This is a genomic window from Paenibacillus sp. JT31N11, from assembly GCF_056269285.1.
In genome coordinates this window covers 203,610-220,414 of record NZ_JBWDNQ010000006.1, presented here as the reverse complement: position 1 = coordinate 220,414, position 16,805 = coordinate 203,610, and the positions used below count along the sequence as shown (strand labels likewise).

Here is a 16,805-nt window from a genome sequence, read left to right as displayed (position 1 = left end):
CCGCATTACATGGCCAAAATTGCCACTTCATTTCCTCTAATGAGGAAATCCCGCATACAGAGGCAGTATTCGTGGCTGGGGTACATCTAACAAGGACTTTCCTTACTAGAGACACCGATTAGACTTGGCTGACACTTTGTCGTGCCGCAGCAGAATTTTACCCGCTTAAACAAAGCCAATAACATATCCATGGCCGACGTGCATGCAAGGAGTTTCAATAACAGTAGTAGGGGTCTCACCCCCCTCATCTTCAATTCCTTTCTCTTTGCTCTCCTGTTAACCAACCAGCTATAAAGCACAAAAAACGCCGCCTCCTGTTTAAGGAAGCGGCGTAAATTGATCAATCTTCACAAGGCAGCTCATATAGCTTTGAACGTATGAATGAATGCTTTATAAAAATTCCTGTGCTATTTGTTAGTTCTTCAGCGCCTTAGCCCCAATATCCGTGCGGCTGTGCATTCCGTCGAAATGGATGGTCGAGACCGCTTCATAAGCGCGGGCCCGTGCTTCGGCAATATCCTTGCCGCGTCCCACGATGCCGAGCACCCGTCCGCCATTCGTCACGATTTCCCCGTCCTGCTCGGATGTGCCGGCGTGGAAAACAAGCGCTCCCTGCGCTTTGGCAGCTTCCAGGCCTGTAATAACGCGTCCCCTTGGATAAGCAGCCGGGTAGCCTTCCGAAGCGGCAATGACACAAACGACTGCTTCGTCGCTCCAGGTGATATCGATTTGATCCAGACGGCCGTTAAGCGAGGCCAGAATGATATCCACCAGATCCGTTTCCAGCCGCGGCAGAACAACCTGTGTCTCGGGATCGCCCATACGCGCATTGAACTCGATCGTTTTCACGCCGTCCTTGGTGATCATCAGGCCGGCGAATAATACGCCGCGGAACGGGCAGCCTTCGCTGACCATTGCCTGGGCAGTCGGCTTGATAATGTTCTCGATTGCATCCTCCACAAGCGCCGGATCGATATGTGGCAGCGGCGTATACGTCCCCATGCCTCCGGTGTTCGGGCCTTTGTCGTTATCGAAGACCGGCTTGTGGTCCTGGGCCGGCACCATGGCACGCACGATTTCGCCGTCCACAAAAGCCAGAATCGACATTTCCTGTCCTTCAAGAAACTCCTCGATGACGACACGTCCGCCCGATTCGCCGAACACTTTGCCGACCATCATGTCGTGCAGGGCCTGCTCAGCTTCCGCAATCGTATACGCCACCGTTACGCCCTTGCCCGCTGCAAGGCCATCCGCCTTGATCACAATCGGTGCCGTTTGCCCGCGAAGATAGGCAAGCGCTGATTCATGATCCGTGAATGTCTCGTATTTGGCTGTTGGAATGCTGTATTTCTTGAGCAGATTCTTCATGAAAATTTTGCTGCCTTCAATAGCCGCGGCATTCCTGCGCGGACCGTAGATGGGAATGTTCTGCTCCTCGAATGCGTCCACAATACCGTCGGCAAGCGGATCGTCCGGTCCAACAACGACCAGATCGACCTCATTATCGCATGCGAACTGGATCAGATCGGCGAACCGGTTAACCGCAATCGGCACGCACTCCGCAAGCTCCGCAATTCCGGCATTGCCCGGAGCGCAGTAGATTTTCTTCACTTTATCGCTTTTATTCAGCGCCCAGACGATGGCGTGCTCACGCCCGCCTCCGCCGATGACCATAATCCGCAAAGGAAACCCTCCCCAAAGTTTAAAACGATAACCAATCCCCAAGTTTTAATGCTTGAAATGACGAACGCCCGTCAGCACCATCGCAATATTGTTGGCATTGGCTGCCGCAATGGATTCCTCATCCTTGATCGAACCGCCTGGTTGAATGATGGCCGTGATTCCGGCTTGAGCTGCCAATTCGACTGTATCGCCCATCGGGAAAAAAGCATCCGATGCAAGCACTGCACCCTGGGCCTTCTCCCCTGCCTGCTCAATAGCAATACGCGCTGCGCCGACACGGTTCATCTGGCCTGCGCCAACACCGACGGTCATGTTGTCAGCCGCCAGCAGAATGGCATTGGATTTAACATGCTTCACCACTTTCCAGCCAAACAGCAGCTGCTTCAGCTCTTCATCGGTCGGCTTGCGGTTGGTCACGACTTTCAGATCGTCCAGCGATAAGCTGTGAACGTCGCTCTCCTGTACGAGCATACCGCCGTCTACGCTGGTCACGAGCCATTCCGGCTTGCGCTCTGCAGCAGCCTGCAGCTCGCCAAGCTTCATGAGGCGAATGTTCTTCTTCTTCGTCAGAACATCCAGCGCCTCGGGCGTAAAGTCCGGAGCGATAATGATTTCCAGAAAAATCTCGCTGAGCAGCTGCGCGGTTTCCAGCCCGATTGTACGGTTCGCCGCGACGATTCCGCCGAAGATCGAGGTAGGATCGGCCGCATAGGCTTTTTGGTAGGCTTCATGGATGTCCGCTCCGATACCCACGCCGCATGGATTCATATGCTTGACCGCTACGACAGCCGGCTCATTGAATTCCTTCACAATGGCAAGCGCCGCATTGGCATCGTTGATGTTGTTGTAGGACAGCTCCTTGCCGTGCAGCTGCCGGGCTGTTGTGATATTGCCTTCAGCCGCCAACGGCTTCCGGTAGAAAGCAGCCTGCTGATGAGGGTTCTCCCCGTAGCGGAGATCCTGAACCTTCTCGTAGGTGACCGTGTAGCGCTCAGGAAGCGGGTCGCCGCCCAGCTTGGAGAGGTAATCGCCGATCAGCGCATCATAAGCACCCGTGTGGCGGAATACTTTTGCCGCCAGGCGTTTGCGTGTGTCAAGGCTTGTATCGCCGCCCGCTTGTATTTCCTCCAGCACTCCGGCATAATCGCCGGCATCTACGACAACCGTCACAAAAGCGTGATTCTTAGCAGCCGAACGAAGCATAGTCGGGCCGCCGATATCGATATTCTCAATGGCATCCTCATACGAAACATCCGGTTTGGCAATCGTAGCCGCGAACGGATACAGATTGACCACGACCATATCAATATAATCCAAACCGAGGTTTTTCATCGCCTGCTGATGCTCTTCATCATCGCGAACGGCAAGCAGTCCGCTGTGCACAGCCGGATGAAGCGTTTTTACCCGTCCGTCGAGAATTTCCGGAAAACCCGTCACGTCGGAAATACCGACAACCGGGACGCCTTCCTTCTCCAGGAGACTTGCTGTCCCGCCTGTTGAAATAATTTGTACGCCAAGTCCCGCAAGTGCCCGCGAAAACTCAACAATGCCCGTTTTATCCGATACACTGATCAATGCCCTGCGAATAGCCAAAAGGGTACCCTCCCAAAAGTTTTATTGTCATTCAAGCAGAATGCGAATCTGGCCAGAGCAGCATCTGCATGAGTGCGAAGCTCATATCCGGTTCAAGCTAAATGATTACTGCGACTGGTAATAAAAATGAATAAAGGTTTGGATGTCGGTTGCCGGATTTTACGATATTTAAAGCAAGTAAGGGAGCTCCAGCCCGCTTTGGTGCGTGAGCGTCATGATTGATATGTTGCTGAACACGGAAATATTGCGGCATGTCCAAGTCCAAGCAGTTCACGCTCGACCACCGTCATGCTCTTCCGGGACATGCGCCTGGAGAGATCGCTTGAATTAACCGTTATTGCTGCCCTGGTCCGCTATCTCTGCTTCTCTTCGGTTCCTGCTGCCGCATGCATGCCTTTTATTGCAACATGTCTTCCGTCAAGGGTGACTGCGCCCGCTGCAATGCGTCCTACAACCCAGGGGAGCAGCTCTTGCTCCTCCGCGTGAATTCGCGGGGCAAGCGTTGCTTCCGTATCGCCGTCCTGCACCTCCACAGCCCGCTGTGCAATAATCGGCCCGCTGTCCATGCCGCCGTCCACATAGTGGACGGTGACGCCCGTCACCTTCACCCCATAGTCAAGCGCCTGGCGAATCCCGTTCACACCGGGAAAAGCCGGCAGCAGCGCCGGATGCACATTAATCATCCGCCCATAATAGGGCTCAACCAGTACGGGGGTAATAATCCGCATATAGCCGGCAAGCACAATGAGCTCGATTCCGCGCCGCTGAAGCTCCTCAAGTATTTCCTGCTCGTAAGCTTCACGCGAGGAATATTCCTTGGGTTGAAACAAAAGCAGATCAATGCCTGCCCGCCGTGCACGCTCCACCACGGGGGAGAGCGGCTTGTCACATACAAGAAGCTCGAGGCTTGCGCCCTCGAGCCGTCCTTGTTTGGCCGCATCTGCAAGCGCCTGGAAGTTCGTCCCCTGCCCCGATGCAAATACGGCCATGCGTAATTCCGCCATTAGACATCCGCTCCTGTGAAGGTTACGATGCGGCTTCCTTCCGTAACACGTCCAATCCGGTAAGCCTTCTCGCCCAGCTCATTCGCCGCCTGCAGCGCTTCTTCAGCCTGCTCGGAAGGGACGACAACAATCATCCCGACGCCCATGTTGAACGTAGTAAACATATCGCGATTCGTGATAGTGCCTTTCTCCTGCATCAGCTGGAAAATCGGCTGAATCGGCCATGAACCGTATTCCACTTCCACATTAACACCCTGCGGCAGAACCCGCGGAATATTCTCGATAAAGCCTCCGCCGGTAATATGGGCCATGCCTTTAACCTTCACGCGTTTGATCAGCTCAAGCGCTGATTTCACATAGATGCGCGTCGGCTCCAAAATAACATCGCCCAGCTTCTGGCCATCCAGCTCAGGCAGTGTCTGGTCAAGCGAATATCCGCTCTTCTCCAGCAGCAGCCTGCGAACCAGAGAGAAGCCATTGCTGTGAATGCCGCTGGATGCCAGGCCAATCACCACGTCGCCTGCGGCGATTGTCGACCCGTCGATAATATTCTTCTTATCGACGATCCCTACCGTGAAGCCGGCGATATCATATTCATCGCCCTGGTACATGCCGGGCATCTCCGCGGTTTCGCCACCGATCAGAGCACAGCCGGACTGCAGGCAGCCATCGGAGATTCCTTTGATGATCGCTTCGATCTTCTCCGGCTCTACTTTGCCGCAAGCCAGATAGTCCAGGAAGAACAAGGGCTCCGCACCTTGAACCACAATATCGTTGACGCACATTGCGACTGCATCAATACCGATCGTATCGTGCTTGTCCATGGCAAAGGCGATTTTCAGCTTGGTGCCGACACCGTCGGTTCCCGAGACCAGCACCGGTTCCTCGTACTTGTCTTTATTCAGTCCGAACAGACCTCCGAAGCCGCCGAGCTCGGTCAGTACCTCCGGGCGGAACGTTTTTTTCACATGCTTCTTCATCCGTTCGACCGCTTCGTTACCTGCCGCGATGTCAACGCCGGCTTCTTTGTAAGCTTCTGCCACCAGGGTCACTCCCTACGCTTAGTCAATTAATCCCGCAAAGGGTTAATTCTATTTATAATAAAATGACATAAATACGAATCATGTTACAGCTGCACCATTCACTGGCTCTTGTCCACCGGATGGATTTCTAGCAGCTGCAGCTTTTTTCCGATTTCGGATCAACCGGAGTCGGATAATCATTGTCGAAGCAAGCCATGCACATGCCGCGATTGTATTCCCCATCATTCCCGCCTACTGCGTCAATAAAGCCATCATGGCTGAGAAAGGTGATGGAATCCGCATTAATCGCCTGCCGGATTTCCTCAACAGATTTCTGGGAGGCAATCAGCTCTTTCCGGTCCGGCGTATCGATGCCGTAGTAGCAGGGATTCATAAACGGAGGCGATGTGATCCGCACATGCACCTCGGTCGCTCCCGCTTCGCGCAGCATGTTGACGATACGCAGGGAGGTGGTGCCGCGCACGATGGAATCGTCGATCATGACCACACGCTTGCCCTCCACCACCTTGCGGACGGCAGACAGCTTCATCTTGACGCCCTTCTCGCGAAGCTCCTGGGATGGCTGTATAAACGTACGGCCGGTGTATTTGTTCTTGATCAGGCCCAGCTCATAAGGAATACCCGTCTGCTCGGCATAGCCAATAGCAGCGGAAATACTGGAGTCCGGGACCCCCGTAACGATATCCGCATCGACAAAGGATTCCAGAGCAAGCTTCTGCCCCATCCGTTTGCGGGCCGAGTGAAGATTAATGCCATTAATGTCGCTATCGGGCCGGGCAAAATAAATATATTCCATCGCGCAGGTCGCGCGGCGCTCCAGCTTCTCGAAACGGTCCAGACGAATGCCGTCGCTGTCCAGGATGATCAGCTCGCCGGGCTGTACGTCACGCTCGTAGACGGCTCCGCAGGTTTCCAATGCGCAGGTCTCGGAAGCAAACACATACCCTTCGCCAAGCTTGCCCATAACGAGCGGACGCAGCCCATGCGGATCGGATGCGACCAGAAGCTTGCCGTTGGTCATAATAAGAAAAGCAAATCCGCCGATTATACGCTGCAGAGCATCCTTAGCGGCTGATACAAAATCCTTGTTGGAGCGGGCGATCAGATGGGCGATAACTTCCGTATCGCTGGTCGTCTGGAAAATCGAGCCCTGACGTTCCAATTCCTCGCGAATCGAAGGGGCATTCACGATATTGCCGTTCGTCGCAATAGCGAGATCGCCATCACGATACTTGAAGATGAGCGGCTGGGCATTCGCCAGCTTGCTGGCGCCCGATGTCGAATAACGGACATGCCCGATCACACGGTCTCCAGGCAGCGCATCCAGGCGCTCCTGGTTGAATACTTCCTTGACCAGTCCCATACCGCGGTGGTAGTTGAAGTTTCCGCCGTTCCTGGAATCCACGGAACACATTCCGGCACTTTCTTCGCCACGGTGCTGCAGGGCATGAAGCCCGTAATAACCAAGAGAAGAGGCATGAGGGATATTGAAAGCCCCGAACACGCCGCACTCCTCGCGCAATTTATCAAAAATGTCGTCCCGTCCTATACCCTCATTGTAATGAGAGCCTGCCCACAGCTTAGAAAGCTGCATTACTTCATCAGACATGGAATCGCATCCTTCCAGACCTTCTCCAGTTGCTCAACCGGTGCGTTGACGCCCGGTTTGCCATTGATGTTAAGGGTCAGCCCGCTATCGCGGACAACGCCGATAATTGCGTTTGGTACGCCTTGCTCTGTCAGGTAATCCGTCAGCTTAGCCACTTGCTCCGCACTTGCAGAAAGCAGGATACGTGATTGTGTTTCACTGAATAAAGCAGCGTCGGCACGAAGATCCGTCGTGATGTTCACTTCTGCTCCCAGCTTGCCGCTGATGCAGGATTCCGCCAGCGCCACGGCAAGACCGCCCTCAGCGAGGTCATGGGCCGAAGCCACAAGTCCCTGCTGAATCGCGCCAAGCACAGCGCCCTGCAGCTTCTTCTCTACAGCCAGGTCAATCTGCGGCGGACGTCCTTCGGCTTTGCCGTGAAGAACGTACTGCAGCTCGCTGCCGCCCAGCTCATTCTTCGTCTCGCCAAGCAAGACGACTACATCGCCCGCATGCTTGAAGCCCTGTGTCGTAATATGATCAATATCATGCACCAGGCCGACCATCCCGATAACCGGGGTTGGATAAATCGCGCCTTTGGCATTCTCGTTGTACAAGCTGACGTTGCCGCCAATGACAGGCGTATCCAGAATCCGGCAGGCTTCGGAAATCCCGTCGGCCGCCTTCTCGATTTGCCAGAACACTTCCGGCTTCTCGGGATTGCCGAAATTCAGATTATCGGTAATGGCCAGCGGTTCGGCACCGGAGCACACGATATTGCGCGCCGCTTCCGCAACGGCAATCTGCCCGCCAACCTCAGGATCAAGGTAAACATAACGTCCGTTGCAGTCTGTTGTCATCGCAAGCCCTTTGCGGGTACCGCGGATAGTGACAACAGCTGCATCAGATCCTGGCTGAACGGCTGTGCTCGTACGAACCATGTAGTCATATTGATTATATACCCATTCCTTGCTTGCTACAGTCGGAGAAGCCAATACTTGTTTCAGCGCATCCGTCAAATCCGTCACTTCCGGATAGGCAGTGGTGTCCACTGACGCGTTCTCCCCGTAATAAGCAGGCTCCTTGGAAGGCTTGTTGTACACCGGACATTCGTCGACAAGTGCCGTAACCGGCATGTCTGCAACTTCCTGCCCTTGATGGAACAAGCGGAGACGTCCATCATCGGTTACTTTGCCGACCTTGGCGCAAATAATGCCCCAACGCTCGAAAATCTCTCTCGCCTGCGCTTCATGCTGCGGCTCGACGACGAACAGCATCCGCTCCTGGGATTCCGAGAGCATCATTTCGTAAGGGGTCATGCCTGTTTCACGCTGCGGCACTTCATCGAGATACAGCTCCAGGCCATTGCCGGCTTTGGATGCCATCTCCGCGCTGGAGCAGGTCAGCCCTGCCGCGCCCATGTCCTGAATGCCGAGAACAATGCCAGAGTCGATCAGTTCCAGCGTTGCTTCCATAACCAGCTTCTCCATGAACGGATCGCCGACCTGAACCGCTGTGCGTTTCTCCTCGGATTCCTCGGACAATTCAACGGAAGCGAAGGTAGCGCCGTGAATGCCGTCGCGGCCGGTGGCCGGGCCTACGTAAAATACCGGGTTGCCTACGCCCTTGGCGACGCCGCGCTGGATTTTATCATGATCGATCAGGCCCACGCACATCGCGTTTACGAGCGGATTGCCTTCATAGCTTTCGTCGAAGACCACTTCGCCGCCGACTGTCGGAATGCCGATACAGTTGCCGTAGCCCGCGATGCCGCTGACTACATGCTCGAACAAATATTTTGCCCGCGGATTCGTAAGCTTCCCAAAACGCAGGCTGTTCAGCAGCGCGACAGGACGGGCTCCCATGGAGAAAATGTCGCGGATAATGCCGCCAACACCAGTCGCCGCACCTTGATAAGGCTCAACCGCAGAAGGATGGTTATGCGATTCGATCTTGAACACAACCGCTTGATTGTCGCCAATATCGACGATTCCCGCCCCTTCTCCCGGTCCCATCAGGACGCGCGGTCCGGTAATCGGGAACTTCTTCAGAATCGGCTTGGAGTTCTTATAGGAGCAGTGCTCGGACCACATGACGCTGAATACGCCAATTTCGGTATAGTTGGGTTTGCGCTCAAGAAAGCCGCAGATCAATCCGTATTCCTCGTCCGTCACGCCGAATTGCGTATAAATCCGCTGCTCTGCGATTTGCTCCGCCGTCGGTTCCTTAGCTGTTAACTGCTGCGCCATGCTGTTCCCTCCATGCGTTCAAAATCGATGTAAACATCCGTTTGCCGTCTTCCGATCCCAGCAGCTGGTCCACAGCGCGCTCCGGATGCGGCATCATGCCGACGACATTTCCGCGGACATTGCTGACCCCGGCAATATCTTCTGTGGAGCCGTTCGGATTCGCACCCGCTTTGTAGCGGAATACGATTTGATTATTGGCTTTCAGCTGTGCAAGCGTCGCTTCATCACAGTAGTAGTTGCCTTCGCCATGAGCGATCGGAATGTCAATCATCTCGCCTTTGGCATATTGATTTGTAAATGAGGTTTCGTTGTTCACCACTTCCAGCAGTGTGGAGTGGCAGCGGAATTTCATGCCCGTGTTGCGAAGCAGCGCTCCGGGAAGGAGGCCCGCTTCCGTCAGGATTTGGAATCCGTTGCAGATGCCCAGAACGAACTTGCCGGCTTCGGCCGCCTTTTTCACTTCATTCATGACAGGGGCAAATGTCGCGATCGCGCCGCAGCGCAGATAGTCGCCATAAGAGAACCCGCCGGGAACGAGGATGGCGTCGAAGCTGGATAGATCCGTCGCGGTGTGCCAAACATATTCAACCTGTTCGCCGATTGTGTCCTCAACCGCCTTGAAGCAGTCAATGTCGCAATTCGATCCCGGAAAAACGAGTACCGCAAACTTCATCGTTTATCCCTCCAATTCAAAGCGGTAATCTTCGACTACCGTGTTGGCCAGCAGCTTCTCGCACATTTCCTTCAAACGGGCCTCCGCCTGTGCGCGATCGGTTGTATCCAGATCAAACTCCAAATACTTGCCGATTCGCACCTTGGCTACTTCTTCAAAGCCCATGGAGTGAAGCGCGCCTTGAACGGCGCTTCCTTGCGGATCCAGTACGTTTTGCTTGATGGTCACGTAAACCTTTGCTTTCATGTCGATGGTTCGCCTCCTGAATTCTCTGTTGCTGATCACGTTTTATCCGCATCGCCGGCTGTATGACGTTCGCAGGATTAGGGGTGCGGGACATCTTTGCTTGCCCCGCGGGTTATGTTGTATGACTTTAGCTTATAAAGCTTTAATCTTGTTGATTTTATAGAGAAGAGCCGGTCAGGCGCTGATAAATGTCAAGATAACGGCGTGTTGTTTCTTCAACGACATGCAGCGGAAGCGGGTCGGGCCGGCTTTCCTTGTCCCAGTCCGAATCAAGCAAATACTTGCGGACCGGTTCCTTGTCCATGCTGTCGATTTCGATATCGTACTCATAATTTTCTTTTGCCCAGAAACGGGAAGAGTCCGGTGTGAAAATTTCGTCGATCAGAATGATCTGACCATCAATAAGACCAAATTCAAACTTGCAATCTGCAAGAATAATGCTCCGCTCTTCGCAATAGGCCCGGACGAATTCATACAACCGGATGCTGCGGTCGCGAAGCTCGACAGCAAGATCTGCGCCTATCAGCTCCTGCATACGCTCGAAAGGAATATCCTCGTCATGGCCCACGTCGTTCTTCGCGGCGGGCGTGAACAGAGGCTGCTCCAGCCGCTCATTCTTGCGCAGCCCTTCCCGGAGCTCGATTCCGTTAATTGCGGATGTTTGAACATATTGTCTCCAACCACCGCCGGTGATATAGCCCCGTACCACACATTCCATATCGATGCGCTCCGCTTTGCGGGTGACCATAATCCGGTTCTTCAGCAGCTCCGGTTCGGTCACGATATCGCCTAGCTTGTAAACATCGGTATGTACAACATGATTGGGCTGGATGGCTGCCGTTTCCTCAAACCAGAAAGCCGACAAGCGGTTCAGTACATTGCCCTTCTCCGGAACAGCCGGATCGAGTACATAGTCGAACGCGCTGATGCGATCCGTTACCACGATCAGGAAATGCTCGCCCAGATCGTACAGCTCCCGCACTTTCCCTTTATAGACCAGCGGAGCTTTAACGTAATCTGAAGCCGTTGACAATGCAGGTGATGTCATTGGTTATCTCTCCTTGGCAACCGTCAGCTGCATATTTGAGCAGCCCGGTTGTCAGTAATTGTTGTGCTGCTGCTGCAACCGTTAGCTGCATAATCAGGCAGCTCGGTTGTCAGCAAATGTTGTGTTGCTGCAACCGTTAGCTGCATATTTGAGCAGCTCGGTTGTCAGCAATCGTTGCGCTGCTTGCACCGTTAGCCACAGGCTTATGCAGCTCGTTATCGTTGTGTTACCACACCATCAGCTGCAAGTTTATGCAGCTCCGTTAACAGTGTTAATCCGGCGGTAAGCCTCCGGATCAGATCAGTTCAAGCCTTTTGAAAATGGTGTCCACATGCTTCAGATGCCAGGTCGGGTTGAAGGCATCGTCGATATCCTCAGGCCCCAGAACCGCCGTAATTTCCGGAGTGGATTCGATAATTTCGCGGAACTGACGCTGTTCTTCCCATGCCTGCATGGCGCGGGGCTGCACGGTGTCGTAGGCTTGCTCGCGACTGAAGCCGCTGTCGATCAGCTTCGTCATCACGCGGCCGGAGAAAGGCACGCCGTATGTGCGCTGCATATTGCGTTTCATATTCTCAGGGAATACGGTCAGGTTCTTGATGATGTTGCCAAGACGGTTCAGCATATAATTGAGCAGCATCGTCGCATCGGGCAGGATCACCCGTTCGACGGAGGAGTGGCTGATATCGCGTTCATGCCACAGCGTAACGTTCTCGTACGCGGAAATCATATGGCCGCGGATCACGCGGGCCAGACCGGAAATATTCTCGCAGCCGATCGGATTGCGTTTATGCGGCATGGCCGAGGAACCCTTTTGCCCCTTGGCAAAAGCCTCTTCCACTTCGCGGATCTCACTCTTCTGCAGAGCGCGGATCTCGGTGGCGAATTTATCAAGCGATGTGGCGATGAGCGCCAGTGTCGCCATATATTCCGCATGACGGTCGCGCTGCAGCGTCTGGGTCGAGATCGGCGCCGGCGAGATGCCAAGCTTGCGGCAGGTAAATTCTTCTACGAAAGGATCGATATTTGCATACGTTCCAACCGCACCGGAGATTTTGCCGAACTGCACGCCATTCGCCGCATGGCGAAAGCGCTCCAGGTTCCGTTTCATTTCCTCGTACCAAAGCGCTACCTTAAGACCAAATGTGGTCGGCTCGGCATGAACGCCGTGCGTACGCCCCATCATCGGGGTATCTTTATATGCCACCGCTTGTCCGTGGAGGATTTCAATGAAGTTCGTAATGTCACGCTCCAGAATTTCATTTGCCTGAAGCAGCAGGTAGCCAAGCGCCGTGTCAACCACATCCGTGGAGGTCAGACCGTAATGAACCCATTTGCGCTCCGGACCGACCGTCTCAGATACGGCGCGGGTGAAGGCGATGACATCATGCCGTGTCTCCAGCTCAATCTCGTTGATCCGGTCGATGCTGAAGCTTGCTCCCTTGCGAAGCGCCTCTACATCACCGCGTGGAATGACACCAAGCTCAACCCAGGCCTCGCAAGCGCAAAGCTCAACTTCCAGCCAGGCTTTAAATTTGTTCTCTTCGGTCCAAATGGCTCTCATTTCCGGTCTGCTGTAACGTTCTAACATGAATTTTAAACCCTCCAAATGTTTGTTTCGGCGATCCAGGCAAGTGCCGTATCGACGTCATCCGCCAATACGTTGACATGTCCCATCTTCCGTTTATGCTTGGCTTCATGCTTTCCATACAAATGAACCTTCGGTGCGACGTTCAGCCGCTCAGCGGCAGCATCATGCTCAGCCATACGCCCGACAAGCGGCTGTATATGCTCACCAAGCACATTGACCATGACCACAGGAGTCAGCAGCGCTGTATCGCCGAGCGGCAAACCGCAAACCGCTCTGACATGCTGCTCAAATTGCGAGGTCCGGCAGGCCTCCATCGTATAATGACCGCTGTTGTGCGGCCTTGGAGCCAGTTCATTAACGAACAGCTCCCCATCCCCGGTAACAAAAAGCTCCACAGCGATCAGTCCGACAACGCCGAGCCCTTCGGCAATCTGCGATGCCAGCTGCCGCGCCTTCTGCTGAACAGCTTCATCGATTCTCGCAGGGACGATCGACAGATGCAAAATGTTGTCCACATGAACATTCTCCGAAATCGGGAACGTTCGGATTTCGCCCTGCGGGCTTCTTGCGGCGATGACGGATAATTCTTTGTCGAATGAGATAAACTTCTCAAGAACAAGCTCCGTCCTTGCCAGCTTCAGCGTCTCATATGCCTCGCCGATTTCCGCTTCGCTGCGTATGACCCACTGGCCCTTGCCGTCGTAGCCGCCCGTTGCCGTCTTCAGCACGCAGGGAAGACCGAATTGGTCCACAGCCGCTCTAAGCTCATCCACGCTGCGGATCTCGCTGTAGGGTGCGACACGCACCCCGGCCGCTTCGATCGCCCGCTTCTCGCGAAGACGATGCTGCGTGGTGTAAAGCAGCCCGCTGCCCTGCGGCACATAGGAGGTCTCCATGAGCATCGCAGCCACATCGGCATCGACATTCTCAAATTCGTAAGTAATGACATCGGCCCTCCGGGCAAGCTCCGCTGCCGCCTCACGATCATCATAAGCGGCAACAATCTGCTGAGCTACCTGGCCGCAAGGTGCATCAGGCGTCGGATCGAGGGCGACAAACCGGTACCCCATCGCGCTGCCGGCCTGCGCCATCATCCGGCCCAGCTGGCCTCCGCCCAGAATGCCGATCGTGGATCCGGGCAAAATGACCTGCACCGGCGGGGAATCAACAACAGCTTGCTTCTCCGCCGGCTCGCATCCGTCTATGCCGCAGCTTCCGAGACCGCCCTCGATACCTTCCAGGTCAAGCGGCTGAAGAATAGGGACCTGCTTGTCTTGACCGCTCATAACGTCTCACTGCTTTCCATTACCTCGCGCTGTACCCGGTCACGCCTTGCCTGAACGCGGGCTTGCACTTCCGGCTCGAACGCCCCGATCATTTGCGCTGCCAGAAGTCCTGCATTCGTCCCCCCTGCGTTACCAATGGCAACGGTGGCGACGGGTATGCCGCCAGGCATCTGCACAATGGACAGCAGGGAATCCAGACCGTTCAGGGTCGAGGATTTGACGGGCACGCCAATAACCGGAAGAATCGTCTTGGCAGCGACCATACCGGGCAGATGTGCAGCTCCGCCAGCTCCGGCAATAATGACTTTAAGTCCCCGGGATGCGGCGGTTTCCGCGTATTCAAACATGAGATCCGGCGTGCGATGCGCCGATACAACCTTTTTCTCGTAAGCGATTTGAAGCTCATCCAGAACGTCACAGGCTAGTTTCATTGTCTCCCAATCGGACTTGCTGCCCATTATGACGCCTACCTTCGCTGACATGCGATTGATAACCACCTTTTATATAAAATGTTGTTCCGTTATCCTTGTCCTTGCCTTAAAGCTGCCTGAAAGAAGAAAAAAAGCCCCTCAGCACCTGTTCCAATTTTGGAGGAAGGCTTCGGGACATGAACAACCATGGAACCAAGAAGCTTTATCTCGTCTCATGATTCCGGCAGCATGGCGTCCTGCAAGCAGGCGCTACAAACCGGATTGGACTGGATAAAGACAACATCAGGCTGCCCCTGATAGGCGGCAACCTGCTTCTTTTGTTTCATGAGCTCATAGTCCGAAAATTAACGGTCTTCGGGTAGGTACTCTCAGGCCATATTCCCAAGGATATACGAGGCATCAGCAATAATCGACAAACCACTTTCAAACCTCTTCTAGTGTAACAATCCCATGTCAGATTGTCAACGCAGAAAGACGAACATTAATCTTCATTTTAATAAAATAGTTCGTGTTTATACCACGATTCCCATATATTCCCTGTACATTTTCTAACATGACTAAACCAGTCTGCTTAATTACGAACCATGTGCACGATCGTGATAAAAGAGACTCCAAATAGAAGACAGCACCGGTCCAGGGCTGTCTTCTCTTGGTTGGCAGTACCCGGCATATCGCGCTGATCTAGCCCGCGCTTCCAATAAAGGCATATCTGGCAATAATAAGAACCGCCAAAACCCACATCAGCCAATGAATCTTGTATTTAACATCGCTTTTGCCCGACAAATTAGCCACAGTCGCCAGCAGGACATAGGTGACGATACCGAACGAAACGCCGTTGGCGATATTGTAGGTGAACGGCATCATTGCAATGGTCAGGAACGCCGGGATGGCATAAACCATATCCTTAAAGTCGATTTCCTTCACCGACTGCACCATCAGCACCCCGACAATAATCAGCGCAGCGGCCGTTGCCGAGCCCGGTATGAGCGCGATAATCGGCCACAGGAACAAAGCAACCAGAAAGCCTGCACCCGTCGTAACGGCTGTCAGGCCTGTCCGCCCGCCCTGGGCAATACCTGCGGAGCTCTCCACGAAAGCTGTGACCGTGCTCGTTCCAAGCATCGCTCCGCCGCTTACGCCAACTGCGTCGACGAACATCGCTTTACCGACCCTTTTCTTGCCCTCTACAGAGTCTTTCATAATACCGGCACGGTTGGCCGTGCCAACCAGCGTACCAAAGGTATCAAACAATTCAACGAACGTAAAGGTCGCAATAACAGAGATCAATCCCGTTTGCCATACGCCCTCGAAATCAAAATCCCAGAAATTCAGCTCGCCGAATCTCGGCGCCCATGTTTGCCCTTCGAGCGCTGCACTTACTTTCACATCGCCAGTGATAATCGCAATGACTGTTGTTGCCAAAATGCCCCACAGTATCGCTCCCGGTACGCGAAGCACCATCAATACGGCTATCAGGGCAAGTCCTGCCAGCGTCAAGTAAACGGTCGGATTCTCCAGGCTGCCCATATGAATAACCGTCTCAAAGCTAAGTACATCGGTGAATTGGGCTTTCGGAATGTCCGTTGCCGTATTTTCCACGCCGATTGTGAGCAGCCCGCTGTTCTTGAGCCCGATAATCGTGATGAACAATCCGATTCCGACCGTAATCGCATGCTTCAGGCTGTCCGGAACAGCGGTGATCAGCATTTGGCGGATTTGCGTGAGCGTCAGTATCAGAAAGATGATACCCGAGATAAATACGGCCGTAAGGGCCATTTCCGGAGAAATCGGTGAATTTGTGGCTTGTGAAGCCAGTACAGTCGTTGCAAAATAAGCGTTGAGTCCCATCCCCGGCGCAAGCGCGACCGGAAAATTGACGAACAAGCCCATTGCAATGGTAAAAATACCGCCCGCGAGCGCAGTGGCAAGGAATACGGAATATACGCTTAGCCCCGTTCCGCCAAGAATGCTCGGGTTTACAGCCAGAATATAAGCCATCGTCATGAAAGTGGTGAGGCCTGCCATAATCTCTGTCCGTACATTTGTTCCGTTTTCCTTCAGTCGAAAGAAACCATCCATTTTTTAACCTCCCCAAAACATGTGTACAGAACAACAAGAAACCTGAGAAATATATGCCTATAAGTCAGCATCTTCCCCAGGTTCCGGGCAAAACAGGAATCAGGACTGCTGCTATCCATGAGACAGCATGACAGGCGCATGGCGGACCGTTACCACACTTTCCTTCTTCCAGCTTTTCGTAGCAGATCATTTACGGTGATCCCGCAAACGACTCCCAGGCCGATTCCTGGGATTATACGAAAAGTTGTGCAATTGTCAATGTGAAACATGACTATACATCATTTTAAGGAC

The 16,805-nt window shown here is 53.8% G+C and carries 13 protein-coding genes and 2 riboswitches; all 13 genes read right to left on the bottom strand.

What is annotated here, in order from left to right:
- Nucleotides 1-414 precede the first annotated feature (414 nt).
- The 13 genes from purD to AC0YNV_RS21620 all read right to left on the bottom strand — a co-directional run bounded on the left by purD (nucleotide 415) and on the right by AC0YNV_RS21620 (nucleotide 16,514).
- On the bottom strand, nucleotides 415-1,683 hold the full coding sequence (purD, locus tag AC0YNV_RS21680; protein ID WP_475769872.1) for a phosphoribosylamine--glycine ligase: 1,269 nt from the start codon (nucleotides 1,681-1,683) through the stop codon (nucleotides 415-417).
- Nucleotides 1,684-1,728: 45 nt separating this feature from the next.
- Nucleotides 1,729-3,276 (bottom strand): bifunctional phosphoribosylaminoimidazolecarboxamide formyltransferase/IMP cyclohydrolase, encoded by a 1,548-nt coding sequence (gene purH, locus AC0YNV_RS21675; protein WP_475769871.1) that lies wholly within the window; start codon nucleotides 3,274-3,276, stop codon nucleotides 1,729-1,731.
- A 353-nt stretch (nucleotides 3,277-3,629) separates the two neighbouring features.
- Complete coding sequence (purN, locus tag AC0YNV_RS21670; protein WP_475769870.1) at nucleotides 3,630-4,280, bottom strand: phosphoribosylglycinamide formyltransferase; 651 nt, start codon at nucleotides 4,278-4,280, stop codon at nucleotides 3,630-3,632.
- A complete protein-coding gene (gene purM, locus AC0YNV_RS21665; protein ID WP_475769869.1) occupies nucleotides 4,280-5,323 on the bottom strand; it encodes a phosphoribosylformylglycinamidine cyclo-ligase in 1,044 nt (347 codons plus the stop codon). Before purM ends, purN begins: the two co-directional genes overlap by 1 nt.
- Before the next feature lie 127 nt (nucleotides 5,324-5,450).
- Nucleotides 5,451-6,932 carry an amidophosphoribosyltransferase gene (gene purF, locus AC0YNV_RS21660; protein ID WP_475769868.1) on the bottom strand — a complete coding sequence of 494 codons (1,482 nt, stop codon included), beginning with the start codon at nucleotides 6,930-6,932 and terminating at the stop codon, nucleotides 5,451-5,453.
- Nucleotides 6,917-9,160, bottom strand: coding sequence for a phosphoribosylformylglycinamidine synthase subunit PurL (gene purL, locus AC0YNV_RS21655; protein ID WP_475769867.1), 2,244 nt, complete (start codon nucleotides 9,158-9,160; stop codon nucleotides 6,917-6,919). Before purL ends, purF begins: the two co-directional genes overlap by 16 nt.
- Complete coding sequence (purQ, locus tag AC0YNV_RS21650; protein WP_475769866.1) at nucleotides 9,138-9,833, bottom strand: phosphoribosylformylglycinamidine synthase subunit PurQ; 696 nt, start codon at nucleotides 9,831-9,833, stop codon at nucleotides 9,138-9,140. Before purQ ends, purL begins: the two co-directional genes overlap by 23 nt.
- A gap of 3 nt (nucleotides 9,834-9,836) precedes the next feature.
- Entirely contained in the window at nucleotides 9,837-10,079 is a 243-nt protein-coding gene (gene purS, locus AC0YNV_RS21645; protein ID WP_210042497.1) for a phosphoribosylformylglycinamidine synthase subunit PurS, read from the bottom strand.
- Nucleotides 10,080-10,236: 157 nt separating this feature from the next.
- Entirely contained in the window at nucleotides 10,237-11,127 is an 891-nt protein-coding gene (locus AC0YNV_RS21640; RefSeq protein WP_475769865.1) for a phosphoribosylaminoimidazolesuccinocarboxamide synthase, read from the bottom strand.
- 295 nt (nucleotides 11,128-11,422) lie between these two features.
- Complete coding sequence (gene purB, locus AC0YNV_RS21635; protein ID WP_475769864.1) at nucleotides 11,423-12,718, bottom strand: adenylosuccinate lyase; 1,296 nt, start codon at nucleotides 12,716-12,718, stop codon at nucleotides 11,423-11,425.
- 5 nt (nucleotides 12,719-12,723) lie between these two features.
- Nucleotides 12,724-14,004, bottom strand: a complete 1,281-nt coding sequence (gene purK, locus AC0YNV_RS21630) for a 5-(carboxyamino)imidazole ribonucleotide synthase (RefSeq protein WP_475769863.1) — start codon at nucleotides 14,002-14,004, stop codon at nucleotides 12,724-12,726.
- The gene (gene purE, locus AC0YNV_RS21625; protein WP_210042537.1) at nucleotides 14,001-14,486 is read right to left on the bottom strand and encodes a 5-(carboxyamino)imidazole ribonucleotide mutase; all 486 of its coding nucleotides are present in this window, start codon (nucleotides 14,484-14,486) and stop codon (nucleotides 14,001-14,003) included. The genes purK and purE overlap by 4 nt, the downstream gene beginning before the upstream one ends.
- Before the next feature lie 262 nt (nucleotides 14,487-14,748).
- Nucleotides 14,749-14,850, bottom strand: a riboswitch (purine riboswitch).
- 266 nt (nucleotides 14,851-15,116) lie between these two features.
- Nucleotides 15,117-16,514: an NCS2 family permease gene (locus AC0YNV_RS21620; RefSeq protein WP_475769862.1), complete on the bottom strand. Its 1,398-nt coding sequence runs from the start codon at nucleotides 16,512-16,514 to the stop codon at nucleotides 15,117-15,119.
- Between the two features lie 159 nt (nucleotides 16,515-16,673).
- Nucleotides 16,674-16,774, bottom strand: a riboswitch (purine riboswitch).
- Between the last annotated feature and the right edge of the window lie 31 nt (nucleotides 16,775-16,805).